Here is a 16,169-nt window from a genome sequence, read left to right as displayed (position 1 = left end):
GTTCGCGTGTTACAAACGCAAAAGGTTATTAGCAATCAGGTAGTTCGCCAGGATGGGGCGATAGTAGAAATAAGACAATCTACGGAGCCCAATGAACAGGTGAAAGAACTGTATGAAGCATTGAAATTGAAAGAAAATCCAATCAAAAGACGAAAATTTGTAGTGCACCCAGCGCACCCTCCCAACAAGAAAATCATTCCCTTACGGCAAAGAAAACGGGGGTGAGGGAGCAATGTGGGTTAATGGTGATCGCGTAAAAAACAGAAGATGTAATTTCTTCTAAAACCACGATGAATAAAGAGTTTGAAGCAATTTGCTTGCACCTAAAGTGACGAAGAACCAAAACAACATGCCGGAATGCGCTCACGCACGTACGCGCGCGAGGCTTAAGAAGAAGCCCTCCTGTATGTACCAGGGGCATAGCGGCCGGTAAGCCCCTGCTATTTCTTCAACAGAATTTAGATGATATCAATTAGTTTTGGTTATCTTTGCGCATGTACTTACTATAAACGCCGCAATATATGAGTAAACTTTATCCTATCGGTATCCAGAATTTTGAGAAACTCCGCAGAGAGGGCTATTTCTATATAGATAAAACCGCCTTGATTCATAAACTGGTGAAGACCGGCAATTATTATTTCCTCAGCCGCCCCCGCCGCTTCGGCAAGAGCCTGCTTATTTCTACGCTCGCGGCTTACTTCCAGGGAAAGAAAGAACTCTTCGAAGGGCTAGCAATGGAGCAGTTGGAGAAGGACTGGACGAGACATCCGGTTATTCATTTAGACCTGAATGCCAAGAAGTTCGATACAAACAATGATTTGATTCGTTTGATAGACCGCCAACTGCTTGTGTATGAAGCCCAATACGGTTCATGCTCCAGTGACGAAACCGTGGACGACCGCCTTGTCACCCTTATCCGGCTGGCTGCCGGGAAAACCGGGCAGCCGGTAGTAATTCTTGTGGATGAGTATGATAAACCCATGCTGCAAACTATCGGAAGGAATGAATTGCAGGAAGAATACCGGGATATATTGAAGGCATTTTATGGTGTAATGAAGTCGATGGACGGCTACATCAAGTTTGCTATGCTGACAGGTGTAACCAAGTTTGGCAAGGTGAGCGTCTTCAGCGACCTGAACAACCTGAGGGATATTTCCATGCGCAGTCAGTTCGTGGATATTTGTGGCATAAGCGAACAGGAGTTGCATGATAATCTGGAAGCGGAACTTCATGAATTGGCCGATGCCCGTGGGATGACGTATGAAGGGGTTTGCAGTAAGCTGAAAGAATATTATGACGGCTATCACTTTGCGCCCGACTCAATAGGTATCTATAATCCGTTCAGCTTACTCAATACATTCGCCAGTATGGAATTCGACAGTTACTGGTTCGAGACCGGTACGCCTACCTACCTGGTAGAACTACTGAAAAAGCATCGTTACAACCTGGAACGGATAACGCATGAGAAAACGAGCGCCGATATGCTGAACAGTATTGATTCCACTTCCACTAATCCGATTCCTGTAATTTATCAGAGTGGATACCTTACTATAAAAGGGTATGATCCGGAGTTTGGAATGTATAGTCTGGGCTTCCCCAACCGTGAAGTGGAAGAAGGCTTTATTAAATTCCTGCTTCCTTTCTATGCCAATACCGATGCTGTAGAATCTTCTTTTGAAATACAGAAGTTTGTCCAGGAAGTTCGTGCAGGTGATTGTGATGCTTTCTTCCATCGCCTGCAAAGTTTCTTCTCCGATACCCCTTATGAATTGATTCGAGACTTGGAACTGCACTATCAAAACGTTCTGTTCATTGTCTTCAAGTTGGTAGGTTTTTATGTGAAGGCGGAATACCACACCGGTGCCGGTCGCATTGACTTAGTACTTCAAACGGATAAGTTCATCTACGTCATGGAGTTCAAGCTGGACGGCACAGCGGAAGAAGCCCTGCAACAGATAGAAGAAAAGCAGTATGCCCGTCCGTTTGAGCAGGATTCCCGACAGCTATTCAAGATTGGCGTAAACTTCTCCGCCGAGACCCGTAATATTGAGAAGTGGCTGGTGGAATGATAAATTATCATTCAGTGCTATCATAGCGGATAACCATTTCGGGGGGGCTGTTGCTAATATCAAATTGACAAATTGTATTTTTAATCCGCCGAGAATGCGATATTTCCGCACTGAGACTTGTATGCCGGGAAATATGCAAACGAAAATCAGTAAATGGTAATTATGAACAGCTGCTTACTCATTTACCTATAATTAGTTGTTTACGTAGTCATCGTTTTACTTGTAGGTAGTTGAGCTTTTTTGCATAAACACCCCTCAAATATGGAGTAATCTGCGGAAATAGTGTATCGTTATTCTTATTCTATTCATAATATATTCTATAATGAGATTCTCGAAAAAGAGGTGAGTTACAAAAATAAAGAATATGGTATTATTTTGATAGTAGAATAGCTTTATGGAATTATATATGATAATTTAGATTTTAGGCGCGGATTACGCGGATTGCACAGATTATCCAAAGAAAAGCTTTTTTCTTCAATCAGGTGCCGTGATGGGGAAAACAAAAAGGTCACCGGGATTTATCCGGCAACCTTCTCTGTCTCTATTAATCTAAAAGATATTTATTTCTTGAAGTAACGGTTGTACAGACCTTCAAAGCCTTTACCATGACGGGCTTCATCCTTTGCCATTTCATGAACTGTATCGTGGATAGCGTCCAAGTTCAATGCTTTGGCACGAGTAGCAATGCGCTTCTTATCTTCGCAAGCGCCTGATTCTGCATTCATTCTCTTTTCAAGGTTTGTTTTTGTATCCCATACACAATCACCCAGCAGTTCGGCAAACTTGGAAGCATGTTCTGCTTCTTCCCAAGCGTAACGCTTGAATGCTTCTGCGATTTCAGGATAACCTTCGCGGTCAGCCTGACGGCTCATGGCCAGGTACATACCAACTTCCGTACATTCGCCCATGAAGTGATTATTCAGGTCTTTAATCATTTCATCGTCGCAACCTTTAGCTACTCCAATAACATGTTCGTCGGCAAAAGTCAAAGGACCGTCTTGGGTGGCTTCTACTACTTCTACAAACTTGCTGGCAGGAGCTTTACATAATGGGCATTTCTCCGGAGCGGCATCACCTTCATGTACATAACCGCATACTGTGCATCTAAACTTTTTCATTTTCTTCTGATTTTAATTGAGTTAATTATTATTTGATTTTATAACGTTATGAACGTTTCTTTTCCTTGCATTGTTTACAGATTCCTTTATAATAATAATGGATTTCCTGTACTTCGTACCCATCCATATCTATTTCTTCCGTTTGTTTTATGCTGGCATCGCATGATAAATCGTATATCTTCCCGCAATGTTTACATAAGAAGTGAGCATGAGGGGTAATATCGGCATCATAACAAGTGTTGCGTTCGTCAATTGTCAACGTCTGCGCAGCTCCCTGTTCACTCAAAATCTTTAGCGTATTATATACCGTTGTTTTAGATAGAGTTGGTATAGTAGGAGATAGTGCAGTATATATTTCATCTACGGTTGGATGCGTGCGATGATCCATAAGATATTTCATGATGGCAATGCGCTGCATCGAAGGCTTAATATTATGTTGTTGCAAGCGCTCTAATACTACTTCCATATTTAATAATATATTAAACTTGTAATAATTACATTTTTATTTCAATTGCAAAGATACCTACTTATTTGATACTACCAAAGGATTTTCTATCTTTTTGCAGATTTTATTTAGAGATTGATTCTTTTGTGTTTATGGATAAAATGGTGTATTTTTGCCATCAGTAAATATTGTTTTTATGAATTATGGATTTGTAAAGGTGGCGGCATCTGTGCCCCGGGTTAAGGTAGCGGACTGCAAGTTCAATGCTAAAGAAATAGAAAAAGAAATAATCATAGCCGAGGGGAAAAAGATACAGATTATTGTTTTTCCGGAGTTGTGCATTACCGGATATACGTGCGGTGATCTGTTTGCCCAGCAATTGTTGCTTGAAGAAGCAGAAATGGGGCTGATACAAATCGTAAACAATACAAGGCAACTGGACATAATTGCCATACTCGGTATGCCGATAGCTTTGAATGGTGTATTGCTGAATGCTGCGGTCGTAATTCAGAAGGGTAAAGTATTGGGGGTAGTACCTAAGACCTATTTACCTAATTATAAAGAGTTTTATGAGAAGCGATGGTTCACGTCGGCTGTTGATGTGGCAGAAAAGAGTATGCGTTTATGTGGTCAAGTGATTCCTGTAGGGGCTAATCTGCTGTTCGAGACGGTGGACACGACCTTTGGCGTTGAAATCTGCGAGGATTTATGGGCGCCTGTTCCTCCCAGCTCTTCGCTTGCAATGCAAGGTGCTGAAATTATATTCAATCTTTCGGCAGATAATGAAAGTATAGGGAAACATGGTTACCTCTGTTCTCTTATCAGTCAACAGTCGGCACGCTGTATAGCCGGATATGTATTCAGTTCGTGTGGTTTTGGCGAGTCTACAACTGATGTGGTATTCGCCGGGAACGGGCTGATTTATGAGAATGGTGCGTTGCTGGCGCGAAGCAAACGTTTTTCTTTTGAAGAACAGGTTGTTGTCAGTGAAATAGATGTGGAGCGTATTCGTGCGGAACGTCGCGTGAATACTACGTTTGCAGCTTGCAGGGCGCATTGTGCACCGGACGAGGCGCTACATGTAGCAGCTGAATACGTGAATGCCAAAGAATCGGTATTGACCCGTGTCTTTGACCCGCATCCGTTTGTGCCGCAAGGAGAACAACTGAACGAACATTGTGAAGAGATCTTTTCAATTCAGATATCCGGATTGGCACAACGTCTGGTTCATACCAATGCCAAGACTGCGGTAATCGGAATTTCAGGCGGATTGGATTCTACACTGGCATTACTGGTGTGCGTGAAGACATTTGATAAGTTGGGTTGGTCTCGTAAGGCAATTATAGGAGTTACGATGCCGGGATTTGGAACAACCGACCGTACGTATACGAATGCCATTGACTTAATGAATTCTTTAGGAGTCACCGTGCGCGAGATAAGTATAAAGGAAGCTTGTATTCAACATTTCAGAGATATCGATCATGATATTGCCGTGCATGATGTTGTATATGAAAACTCGCAAGCGCGGGAACGTACACAAATTCTGATGGATATAGCTAACCAGACTTGGGGATTGGTAGTAGGTACCGGTGACCTTTCGGAACTGGCATTAGGTTGGGCAACGTACAATGGTGATCACATGTCTATGTATGGCGTGAATGGAAGTGTGCCTAAAACAATGGTGAAACATCTGGTGAAATGGGTAGCGGAGAATAACATAGATGAAGCTTCGCGTGCCACATTACTGGATATTGTAGATACACCGATCAGTCCGGAATTGATTCCTGCCGATGAAGATGGAAATATAAAACAGATAACGGAAGATCTGGTAGGCCCGTATGAATTGCATGACTTTTTCCTGTATTATTTCCTGCGTTGCGGTTTTCGTCCTTCAAAGATATTCTTCCTGGCAGCACGTACATTTGAGGGAGTATATAATGAAGAAACCATCAAAAAATGGTTGCAGACGTTTTTGCGTCGTTTCTTTAATCAGCAGTTTAAACGTTCCTGTCTGCCCGATGGGCCTAAAGTAGGTAGTATATCCATCAGCCCTCGCGGCGATTGGCGAATGCCGAGCGATGCATCGTCGGAATCATGGTTAAGGGAAGCTGATAATATCTGATTATCAGCTTTTATTGAAGCATAAGTACCAATCACTAATTAGTTTGCATTATACAAAATCATAAGTTCTCAATTCAACGAAGCTACAGAAGCATATCAGATCGCAGGAATAATAGAAACTAATTAATCTCAGGGAAGGTGACACCGTCTACAAGTACGCTTCACTGAAGCGAGGCATCGACAGAAAAGGCGTTCATATAACTCACAAAAAAAGCATCGGCTCTGGTAAACCGATGCTCCTTACACATTTATCAATCAAACAGACGCTTCTGTTTTTGATGTACTTACTTATCACAAGCGGGTACAGTCTCCTTTAATTAATCTTATATCTAATACTATGAAAAACACAACTATATAACACGAAACTATAGAAAATGTTCGAGATTATATAGAAGATTTTATCATTTATTTATGTTTCTGTTGAAAAATTATATGAAAACGAAGAAACAAGCTGAAAATAACCTCAAAGAAGCTGAGTATAGCTCTTCAACAGGAACCTCAAGACAGCTTCTAATGCAAACTATTACAGCTTGATTTTCAGTATTTTCCCGCTATATCCTTCGACAGTTATTTCAGTAGCTTTATAAGGCAATAAACTAATATTTTCAGTCTTCGATGTCAGCAAGTCAACAGCGGAATAAACATCCATTTGAGGAATTTGCAGGAAATCAAAGGCGTGTGAAGGGATATTAATAGCTATATCTACCGCAACATGGTCGAAGTTTACAATGATGAATAACAACTCATTACCGGCTTTACGCAGAAATGTATATTGCTTATGCTCATTGAAACGCCAACCGTTTATGTTTGCATACATCAAATCAAAAAATGCTCCCTCATAAATAGCTTTTTCTTCATTACAGAGTGTCAGGATACGCTGATATACTGCATATAAGCATTTCTGTTCTTCGGTCAGCATCATTCCGTTAAATTTATCTCCATTGCGCCAGCGCCGGATGGTGTCAACGCTCCAATAATCGAAGATGGTGGTACGTCCGTCTCTTCCGCTGAAACCTTCATTGTCCATTCCAAGTTCTCCGAACTCCTGTCCAAAGTATATCATTACCGGATTAGTGTTCATGCAGGCAGAAATAATCAGTCCCGGAATAGCCTTACGCGGATTCCCAGCAAAAAAGTCGGAAGCAATGCGTTGTTCATCATGATTTTCCAGGAAATTCAGCATACGTTTTTCAATACCTCCCAGACTTTGCCATGCGCGGGTAATGGCTGTAGCTGAGTCATAACCGCAAATAACATTGCGGAGTGTATCATAAAGCCCAACTTTGTCATACAAATAATCGAACTTACCACGGAGCAGGTAATTGTTATATTCTGCCGGATTATATACCTCGGCTATAAACAGTAAGTGAGGATGCTTTTCCTTGACTTGCGGAATCACCCATTCCCAAAATTCCACAGGTACCATTTCTGCCATATCACAACGAAAACCATCTACTTGTTTGTTTGCCCAGAAAAGAAGGATATCCAGCATTTTTGTCCATGTGTCCGGAACAGGATTAAAATGACAGGTACTACCATTCAGGTAATCTACGCCATAATTTAATTTCACGGTTTCATACCAGTCATTGATATTGGGATATACGTCAAAGCGGTTGTTTCCGGTAGCTTTAGCCGGAAATTCTTTGTATGCTTCAGGGGCAGGGCCTTTCATGTCGAACTGTCCGCGTAGCTCCGTCTGAGGAATATAATAAAAGTTATTATATGGACTGAAGGCATGATTCATATCATCGTTCGCTCCTAATTGTGAAGTACCGTCAGGCTGTACATCCGAATGGTATTGCCGGGCAACGTGATTGGGTACAAAATCAATAATTGCTTTCAAACCGCTACGATGGGTGCGTTGTACCAGGTTTTCAAACTCCTTCATACGTCCGGGCACGTCATTGGCTAAATCCGGATCTATATCATAGTAGTCTTTAATAGCATACGGAGAGCCGGCTTTCCCTTTTACAATAGCCGGATGATCCGGTTGGATATCATAACGGCGGTAGTCTGTTTGTGTGGCATGTTCGATGATACCGGTGTACCAGATATGTGTGGTTCCCAGCTTTTTTATTTCGTTCAGTGCTTTGGTGGTAAAGTCTGCCATTTTACCACATCCGTTTTCAATTATGCCACCGTTGTTGGTACAGTGATTATGATTGTTACCAAACAAGCGGGTAAACACTTGATAGATAATTATTTTTTCATCGTTACTCATCCTAATTTATTGATTTATAGATTGATAATTGATTTCATCTTTCCAAACAGTTCCTTTATCTAACTTTAATTGTTCCAAAAGACCGTTGGCGGCATTGTATCCTTGCATGAATATTTCTTCTGCTTTTTCCAACTCCGTATTACTGTAACCTTCCAGATTATACGGCTCTATCAGTAAATCCGCTTTTTCCCTTTCCGGGAAAGTGTTGGCGCGGAACATGAAATGGTAAGAGCGCATGGCTATGCTTACGATATTCATCTTGTATTTGTTTGCCAGTAACGGGCTGACATTTACGGCTACTACTTTATCACAAATATGCCGGATAGTAGATACGGGCAGATTCATGAATAATCCTCCATCTACATAATGTATACCTTCTATCTTAACAGGAGAAAAGAGTACAGGCATACAGCAAGAAGCCGCCACACGCAAAGCAATATCACCTTTATGGAAATGAACTATATGGCCATGGTCAAGATCGGTAGCAGTAATAATAAGAGGTGTCTGTAATTCTTCCAAGGTTTTGGCTTTCAGATTACTTCTTAAGAAGTCAACGAATTCGCTCAATTCAAATAATCCGACTTTAGGAATAACTAATTTAGTTAAATCCTGAAATTTATGACCGGCAAAGTAGTCAAGAACTTTATAAGGCTCATTACCATCGGCATAAAACACACCAGCCAATGCGCCTGCACTTACACCGGAAATAATTTCAGGTTTTATATCATGTTCCAATAATGCTTGCATCACCCCCAAGTGTGCGAAGCCTTTAATAAAGCCACCACTCAAAGCAAATCCTACAGAACATTTATTTGTAAACCAATTATTACTTATTGTTTCCATGTCAAAAATCTACCATTTATTGTTGGGCACGAAATTAGTGATTTTATCGTAGGATAAAGTAAAAATGGAGAGAAATGTTCAGAGCCTTATAAAAACAAAAAAACATTCTCAGAAATAACTCTCAAAATAATGCTGAGGAAAGTTTAAACAGGCTCTAAATCAAAAACCAAAATCGTCGACTTTTATTTCTTCCTGTTTGTTTTCCGTATAAGGTTTTGCTTCTTGTTGAACGGCATTTCCTTGTATATAGACAGCACGGAACGGGCGCACCGGACAGATATATTCACAACCGCCGCAGCCCACACAAATATCCGTATCTATGTGGGGAATAGTCAGTCCGTCTTTATATGGTATCATTGAAAGTGCCTGCGTAGGACAATGCTCGGAGCATGCTCCACAACTTGTGCCATCCCGGTGTACAATGCAGTTTTCTTCAATAAAAACCACTTTCCCTATTTGTGTTAAGTGCTTTTCAGCTTTTGTCAAGGGCAGGATAGCTTCATTGGGGCATACATCCCCGCACACTGTACAGTCGAAGTTGCAAAAGCCCTTTTCAAACGAAACGGTCGGTTGCATCATGCCTCCCAAACCATATTCCATAAAAGCAGGCTTCAATACATGAGACGGGCATTTGCTGACACATAAATGGCAGGAAGTACAATGTGACTGAAAATGCTCCTGATTAACAGAACCCGGTGGCGTTATAGGTATTGTACGCTTTTCACTTTTCATTCCGGTAGCGGCGGCTATGACATTATCGGCTTGCGCCATCACTTTGGGTGCAACAGCAGCGGTTGTTAACCCTGCTATCAGAAAACGACGTTTTGAAGTATCTGCCACTTGTTTCTTTGTTCCCGAAGGCAATGCATAATGCAAAGCATTCCGGCGGCATTCACCCAGACAGTTGAAACAATCCACGCAACGACTATGATCAATAACTTGCTTCGAACTATCAATGCACGATGCCTTACACTTGGTGGCGCACAACCCGCAATGATTGCATTTGTCAGCGTCAATGCGTATCTTCAATAGTGAAAAGCGGCTTAAGAAACCAAGCAATGTACCTACGGGACATATCGTATTACACCAGGTACGTCCATGTTTCCAAGCCAGGAAACCGATAAGAAGGAATGTGATTACTCCGATAATAAATGACGAGATACTCAATATAGAGGCATCCACTTGGTAAAACGTATAGTTATTGAATCCGGAGAATATACTTTCCAGCAAGTTGTTCCCTAACATATATACAGGCTTAAATACGTTGACTGTCATACGGCCAAAGGCGCTATATGGGTCGAGAAGTCCTAAAATCACAGTAAAGCCGAAGAGGAAAGCTACACCCGTTACGCCCAATACTCCCCAACGCAGTATGTTTTTGGCAGAAGAGTAATGGAAGCGTTTTTTCTTTTTTGCTGTTTTTTTGGAAATCCAAGTCACAATATCCTGAAAAACACCCATCGGACAAACTGTAGAGCAATAAATACGTCCGAATAGCAGGGTAATGACGATCAGTGCTGCCAGCACTATAAAACTAAGAGACACTAATGCGGGTATAAACTGGATATGAGCTAACCTGTGAAAGCTATTTGGCAATATCTCTGCAAAATCCAGAAAATAAAAAGTCATCAATCCGAAGAGAACAACGGATAGCAAAATACGTATTTTTCTTAACATAAGTGTGTTTACCTTATTCTTATTGAATTAAAGTCTGATACGTTTTACATTCAATTTATCTATATTCATTGTTCCAATATTCAATGCTTGCCCGTTGGCCAGATGGGCAACGCTTTCAAGAGGCATTTCACGTACCTGACCAAAGAATTTGGCGGCAGCCGTATCTACAGCTACAATATCTTGTGAAATAAACAATCCTTTTGTCAGTACGACATCTGCCGCCGAACGTCCGCGTGGACCGTTGGTTTTCATCATGCGATAGGCGTCTACTACATTAAGCACTGCCTTTTTATCCATTGTACAGATGTCTGCGATGCATTGTTGCAAGTCATTGGAATGGAAGAAGCCGCGATCCCAAACAATACCCATGTGATTTTTCATGGAAATACTCAGATTGGCTCCGCCATGATTTTTAAGAACCGGCACATTAATCCATACGTCACTATCCAGAATGGCTTCGTGTACCTTAGCGTTTTTCATGCGTTTGCCTTTAGGTAAAGCTATGTTTTTATAATAACTCTCCAGGTGAGCGGGCATTACTTTCGCACCGGCTGCTTTGGCTGCTGCTTCAATACCACTGTTCTTATAACATTTCTGCCAGTCATCACAGGTATGGTCAAATACCGTAACTTCTTTTGCACCGGCCGCCAGACATTGTTTTACTATTTCTGCAACCAATTGAGGATTGGTATTTCCTGCCAGTTCCGGTACTTTATCCCAACCGATATTTGGTTTCACTACCACTTTCTGTCCCGCTTTGATGAACTGTTTCATTCCTCCCATTTCTGCAATGGCTCTTTGGAACATAACTTCCGGTTCTCCACCGATAACGGCTACCAGATCAACCTTACCACCGTTTGCATCAGTCAGCTTCTGCGCTAATATATCCATTGCTTCAGAGCGTTGTACGGTCATCACCGCACCCGCTACTGCCAGGGTCTTAATGAAATCTCTTCTATCCATAGTATTTCTATTTTTTATTTTTCTATTTTTTTATTCTCACAGTATCCAGGGAAATTTGAAACAAGGCTCGTCAAACAAAGCATAATCTGCCGTACCATTAACTGCGAATGTTCTTATCAGGCTTGCTTCTTTAAGTAATTCGTATGCCAAACGAATGGTGGATCCGGTCTTTATCCGGTCATCCACCAATAGTATATTTTTTCCTTTGAAGTTGAAATCAATAGGGGCGAGCAACAAGGGAACATCATACTTCGGATGTTGATATTCATCCCGCAGATTAATATGCAGCAGATGAACTTCCTTTTGTAACCGTTGGTTGATAATACCTGCCGGAACAATACCGCCGTTGGCAATTGCTACGATTATATCAAACTCATCCCGGAATTCAATTGTGCGGAAACGTTCCAGCACTTCTTCCATGGTTTTTGCCATACTTATTAATAGGAATTAATGGTCGGCAATTATCGTTTGGCAATTGCCTTTAATACGGCATAGCCTCCAAACCATTGGATAAGCATGCCCGGAATACCCATACGGAAGTCTTGTACAGCCAGAAAGAAATCACCGTATAACGCCCATTCAAAAGCCGTACCTATTACCTGATAAGCCAAAACCACACCGAGAAGCGCTGCCAAAGATACTTTCTTCGTATATTGTGCTACAAGAGCGGCGGCAACGGCAAGTAATCCGGATTTAACCAGGATAGCAGGCAATACGGCAGCAGCAGGCATTGCGAAAAGTAAATGATTGATTACCGGAGAAAGTAAAGCGGTTAGCAATCCTACGCGGATACCAAATTTGTAGGCGGCAATCAATGTGAAAAAGTAAATAGGCAATAATGTCGATCCTCCTACGGGCGCTAAATGGCAAAGCTGCGGCAATGCGATATTTCCTGCGACAAATAAGAATACAAACAAATAGGTCTTTGCATTGCTGAAAGACAAAGAATAGAGTTTAACTGTTGTTTCCATTATTCAATGATTATAAATTAATTGATAGTTATTTATGTTTCTTTGTGGACACTGTTCTATTATAGGATATTAATATATAGACTTTTTAAGTTAGAAAAGGTTTAAACCTTCACTAACTCATATTGCATGTTACCCAATCCTATCTTTTCCGCATGACGTAATCCTGTCAGCCAATCCGTATCCGGATGCATCAGGTGGAACTTGTCTTGCCCGCACAAATCATCGTGTTCATGTCCGGCAGAAAGGCAATTTCCCGTATGCAATATCGGAGCCTGGGTAACCATATCTGCACATGCTTTATCTAATGCTACCGGATCAGTTGAGGCCAGAATTCCAAGATCGGGTATAATGGCGGCGTCATTGTGATTCCAGCAGTCACATTCGGGAGAAACGTTCATAATAAAGCTGATATGAAAGTTTGGTTTATCTTTTACTACGGCCAAGGTATATTCGGCGATTTTGTAGTTTAACCGTTCCGATGTGTCTTCATCGCCCATTACGGCTCCATCATATTGGCACAGGGCAACACATTGCCCGCAACCTACACATTTTACATAATCTATTTCCGCTTTGCGTTCTGCGTTGAGATGTACGGCACCGTGCGCACAGTTCTTTACGCAGATATTGCAGCCAATACAGTTGTCCGTATCGATTTTGGGTTGCGAGACTGAGTGTAGTTCCAGCTTGCCGGCTACACTGGCGCAACCCATACCAAGATTCTTTAATGCTCCGCCGAATCCGGCTTGTTCGTGCCCTTTAAAGTGATTCATGCTGATGATGATATCAGCGTCGGCAACAGCTGTACCTATTTTAGGCGCCGCACAATATTCGCCGTTCAAAGGAATCTCCCGGCAATCAGTTCCTTTCAGTCCATCTGCAATAATTACCTGGCATTGGGCGGAGATAGGATTATAACCGTTTTCCATTGCACTTTGCAAATGGTCGACAGCATTTGCGCGACGGCCTGAATAGAGGGTGTTGCAATCCGTAAGGAAAGGCTTTGCACCTTGGTTACGGAGTAAATTAGCTATGCGTGCTGCATAATTGGGACGGAGATAAGCAAGGTTTCCAGGTTCACCGAAATGAATTTTAATGGCGACGAAGCTATCTTTCAAAGGGAGTTTCTCAATACCAGCTCGTTTTACCAACCGTTCCATCTTGTCGAGAAGATTAGAAGTGGGAGAGGTGCGCAGGTCTGCGTAGAATACTTTTGATTTTTCCATATAATACCTATTTGTGATTATAACTTTCGCAAAAATAGGATATATTATTCATAAAAACAAAGTAGCGAAAAAACTTTCGCTACTTTAATTGAGTTATTTGGCCTGAGATTATCCTAACGGATTATCGTCAATATCTCCGCCTCCTGTGTTACCACCACTTGTATTACCACCTGTATTTCCGGAACTGCTACCATCTGTATAATCCGTATCAGCCGGTACAGAACGAGTTACACTCATTTCATTCAGCGTGCGTTGGAAAATCTTACCCGGAGTGAATACAATACGCTTCCGCACAATACTGCTTGCCTTTACTCCCTCTTCGGAATTTGCACTTTTAGCCTTAATCGTAGGGCGGAAAATGCCGAACTCGCCTAATTGAACACTCTTTCCGTCATCAATGTCTTCGGCCATCATATCGACCAAACCGCTGACTACCAGATCTACCACTTTGCGATGAACACCACAGATGCGACTCACTCTCGCACAGGTTTTGCTAAAACTCATCTGTCCTGAGCGCACAGATTTAGCTACATACTTCTCCGTTTTTGATTCATCAAAACCGAACACTCTTTTTGTTACTACATACTCTAAAGCCATAATTTTTAAAGTTTAAATAATTAAAAAATAAAGTTTATTATTGCCATTTCTTTAAATGACTCTGCAAAGGTATGACAGGCAGATAACGCACAGTTGCTTTAGTGGTGTTTATGTCGCTTTAGTGGTGTTTAAGTAGCATTATTGATAAAAAGGGGTTTTTAAGATAGGTAGAAATGTAGAATTATACAATGATTTGTTGTGAAGCGAAAAGAGACTGGCGGATAAACAAATTGATATTATTTAGGAAGCTTGGACTACGAATTACATGCTGTAACCACGCACGCCGGTGCGGCGTTTACCGCTCATCTTGTATTCACTAAGATAAGAATCGCGAGCTTCCTCAAAAAAGAGAAGCAACTTATCAAAAGAAGATAAATTCATGCCAGTCGTTGCCTTAAAGCGTGATGGGGGCTTTGTCAATCAGTATGTGTCATCAAGCAAAGATTGTGTATGCGCACGGGTATTGCAAATTTTACTTAATATAATCATTATTATTGAAATAGTTTTGTAGTTTTGCAGAAGCGAATTTACTTATATCATGAGATACTGTCGACAAATGTTATAATGTGTTGGGAGTAGTCTTGCTTCTCGTCATAGGAATGCTTACCTTTCAGGTGTATGAAAGTGGAGTGGATGTTCATTGTCTTTTAATTTTTAGTTAAGATAGTTATGAAAATTGCAGCACAGTTATTTCAATATTCATTATTAAGTTTCTTTCTTTTAAGTTGTAAAAGCGGAAATGAGAATGTAGTGTATGAAAAGGCTTCGTATAAGTTGTTGAATAGTGAGATTATGACTACTATGCCGGGTGACCTTATTGTTACCGGTGATTATTTGGTTTGGACTGATCCTTTTGCGCGTGATTATTTTGTACATGTACATGATAGGGAAAATGGTGGAGAGATAGGGGTGATGGGAAAGGTGGGTAAAGGACCTCGGGAATTCATTACAGGAGGAATCAATATGGTGGCAATTGACAATCTTTTCTTTGCTAGTGATGCCAATGGGAATACTAAAGGCTTTCTTTCTTTGGATAGTTTAGTATTGCAAAAGGAAACTTTTATTGCCTTGTCTGATTCGGAAAGGGTATCCCGTCCGCAGATGAGCGAACTTTCCAAAGGTGTATTTGTCGGAAGAACAGAGGACGGGGATGCGAATTATTTTAAAGCTAATATCCAAGGGCAAAATTCTGTTTTCGGAGTTTATCCTGTATCGAAGGTAAAACAACATATTGGAGGAAATATGGCGTATAATCCGGAAAAGAGATGTTTAGTATATACCTCTTTTAATTTTCCTTATATAGCTCTTTATCAAGAAACAGGGAATACTTTCAAATTATTATGGGAGCGTAAATCTGATGGACGTGAATATGAAATTGCCGACAATCAGATTATTTTTGACCGCAGAGTAGGAGGAATTCGTGGCGTCTGTTTGAGCAAGGATTATATTATTGCATTGGAACGGGACAGGGAAAGAGACCCTATGGACGAAAGTACTGTGGGTCGAGATATAAGCAAATGCCCTCGTACTGTTTTCTTATATGATTATGATGGGAAGCTGGTTAAGATTGTAGATTTAGGGATACCAATAATGCGTATTGCAGCCGATAGTAAGGATAATGTTTTATATGTTTTGGGTGCGGATCCAGATTATGTATTAGTGAAATATGAATTATAGAGGCGTATATATAACTATTTTTTGTTGCATTATCATCGTTCTGAACTCTTGTAATCAGGATAAAGATACGGTTTCAGTTTGTTATAAGCAATTCTTTCCTGTTGATACGGTTGTACCTGTACAAGAGTATGATGTGGAGGAATCTGCAAGGTTGCCGCGGATATTTAGATTGAAGAACAGGCTGCTTGTTTTTGGCGACTACAGTAAGGTGAGTATTTATTCTTAAGTACTGGTTATAAATTAA

Annotated in this window: 14 protein-coding genes; 4 read left to right on the top strand and 10 right to left on the bottom strand. The window is 41.1% G+C overall.

The features are described 5' to 3' along the window. Both B2Z67_RS06355 and B2Z67_RS06350 read left to right on the top strand, forming a co-directional pair. Positions 1-225: hypothetical protein (locus B2Z67_RS06355; protein WP_291528980.1), on the top strand; the 225-nt coding region annotated here is incomplete at its 5' end. 296 nt (positions 226-521) lie between these two features. Beyond that, on the top strand, positions 522-2,069 hold the full coding sequence (locus B2Z67_RS06350; protein ID WP_291528979.1) for an ATP-binding protein: 1,548 nt from the start codon (positions 522-524) through the stop codon (positions 2,067-2,069). A 560-nt stretch (positions 2,070-2,629) separates the two neighbouring features. Here B2Z67_RS06350 and B2Z67_RS06345 read toward each other — a convergent pair. Both B2Z67_RS06345 and B2Z67_RS06340 read right to left on the bottom strand, forming a co-directional pair. Beyond that, positions 2,630-3,187, bottom strand: coding sequence for an NADH peroxidase (locus B2Z67_RS06345; RefSeq protein WP_291528978.1), 558 nt, complete (start codon positions 3,185-3,187; stop codon positions 2,630-2,632). Between the two features lie 46 nt (positions 3,188-3,233). Next, positions 3,234-3,653, bottom strand: a complete 420-nt coding sequence (locus tag B2Z67_RS06340) for a Fur family transcriptional regulator (protein WP_291528977.1) — start codon at positions 3,651-3,653, stop codon at positions 3,234-3,236. A gap of 175 nt (positions 3,654-3,828) precedes the next feature. Between B2Z67_RS06340 and B2Z67_RS06335 the strand changes: the two genes are divergently transcribed. After that, positions 3,829-5,754 (top strand): NAD(+) synthase, encoded by a 1,926-nt coding sequence (locus B2Z67_RS06335; protein WP_291528976.1) that lies wholly within the window; start codon positions 3,829-3,831, stop codon positions 5,752-5,754. A 522-nt stretch (positions 5,755-6,276) separates the two neighbouring features. Here B2Z67_RS06335 and B2Z67_RS06330 read toward each other — a convergent pair. The 8 genes from B2Z67_RS06330 to B2Z67_RS06295 form a co-directional block, all read right to left on the bottom strand. Then, entirely contained in the window at positions 6,277-7,974 is a 1,698-nt protein-coding gene (locus tag B2Z67_RS06330) for an alpha-amylase family protein (protein ID WP_291528975.1), read from the bottom strand. A gap of 6 nt (positions 7,975-7,980) precedes the next feature. Further along, positions 7,981-8,817 (bottom strand): patatin-like phospholipase family protein, encoded by an 837-nt coding sequence (locus B2Z67_RS06325; protein ID WP_291528974.1) that lies wholly within the window; start codon positions 8,815-8,817, stop codon positions 7,981-7,983. A gap of 159 nt (positions 8,818-8,976) precedes the next feature. After that, positions 8,977-10,494, bottom strand: coding sequence for a 4Fe-4S binding protein (locus B2Z67_RS06320; RefSeq protein ID WP_291528973.1), 1,518 nt, complete (start codon positions 10,492-10,494; stop codon positions 8,977-8,979). Positions 10,495-10,521: 27 nt separating this feature from the next. Beyond that, positions 10,522-11,457, bottom strand: a complete 936-nt coding sequence (locus tag B2Z67_RS06315) for a DUF362 domain-containing protein (RefSeq protein ID WP_291528972.1) — start codon at positions 11,455-11,457, stop codon at positions 10,522-10,524. 36 nt (positions 11,458-11,493) lie between these two features. Next, on the bottom strand, positions 11,494-11,889 hold the full coding sequence (locus B2Z67_RS06310) for a phosphoribosyltransferase (RefSeq protein WP_291528971.1): 396 nt from the start codon (positions 11,887-11,889) through the stop codon (positions 11,494-11,496). A 29-nt stretch (positions 11,890-11,918) separates the two neighbouring features. Further along, positions 11,919-12,428 carry an ECF transporter S component gene (locus B2Z67_RS06305; protein ID WP_291528970.1) on the bottom strand — a complete coding sequence of 170 codons (510 nt, stop codon included), beginning with the start codon at positions 12,426-12,428 and terminating at the stop codon, positions 11,919-11,921. Between the two features lie 101 nt (positions 12,429-12,529). Further along, complete coding sequence (locus B2Z67_RS06300; RefSeq protein WP_291528969.1) at positions 12,530-13,651, bottom strand: DUF362 domain-containing protein; 1,122 nt, start codon at positions 13,649-13,651, stop codon at positions 12,530-12,532. A 108-nt stretch (positions 13,652-13,759) separates the two neighbouring features. Next, entirely contained in the window at positions 13,760-14,248 is a 489-nt protein-coding gene (locus tag B2Z67_RS06295; protein WP_291528968.1) for an HU family DNA-binding protein, read from the bottom strand. Positions 14,249-14,917: 669 nt separating this feature from the next. On the opposite strand from B2Z67_RS06295, the gene B2Z67_RS06290 reads away from it, so the two are divergent. Then, positions 14,918-15,925, top strand: a complete 1,008-nt coding sequence (locus B2Z67_RS06290; RefSeq protein ID WP_291528967.1) for a hypothetical protein — start codon at positions 14,918-14,920, stop codon at positions 15,923-15,925. The last annotated feature ends 244 nt before the right edge of the window (positions 15,926-16,169 follow it).

Source organism: Bacteroides sp. UBA939 (genome assembly GCF_002293435.1).
GTDB lineage: Bacteria > Bacteroidota > Bacteroidia > Bacteroidales > Bacteroidaceae > Bacteroides.
The sequence above is the reverse complement of the archived record's forward strand: the minus strand, read 5'-3'. Positions and strand labels throughout refer to the sequence as shown.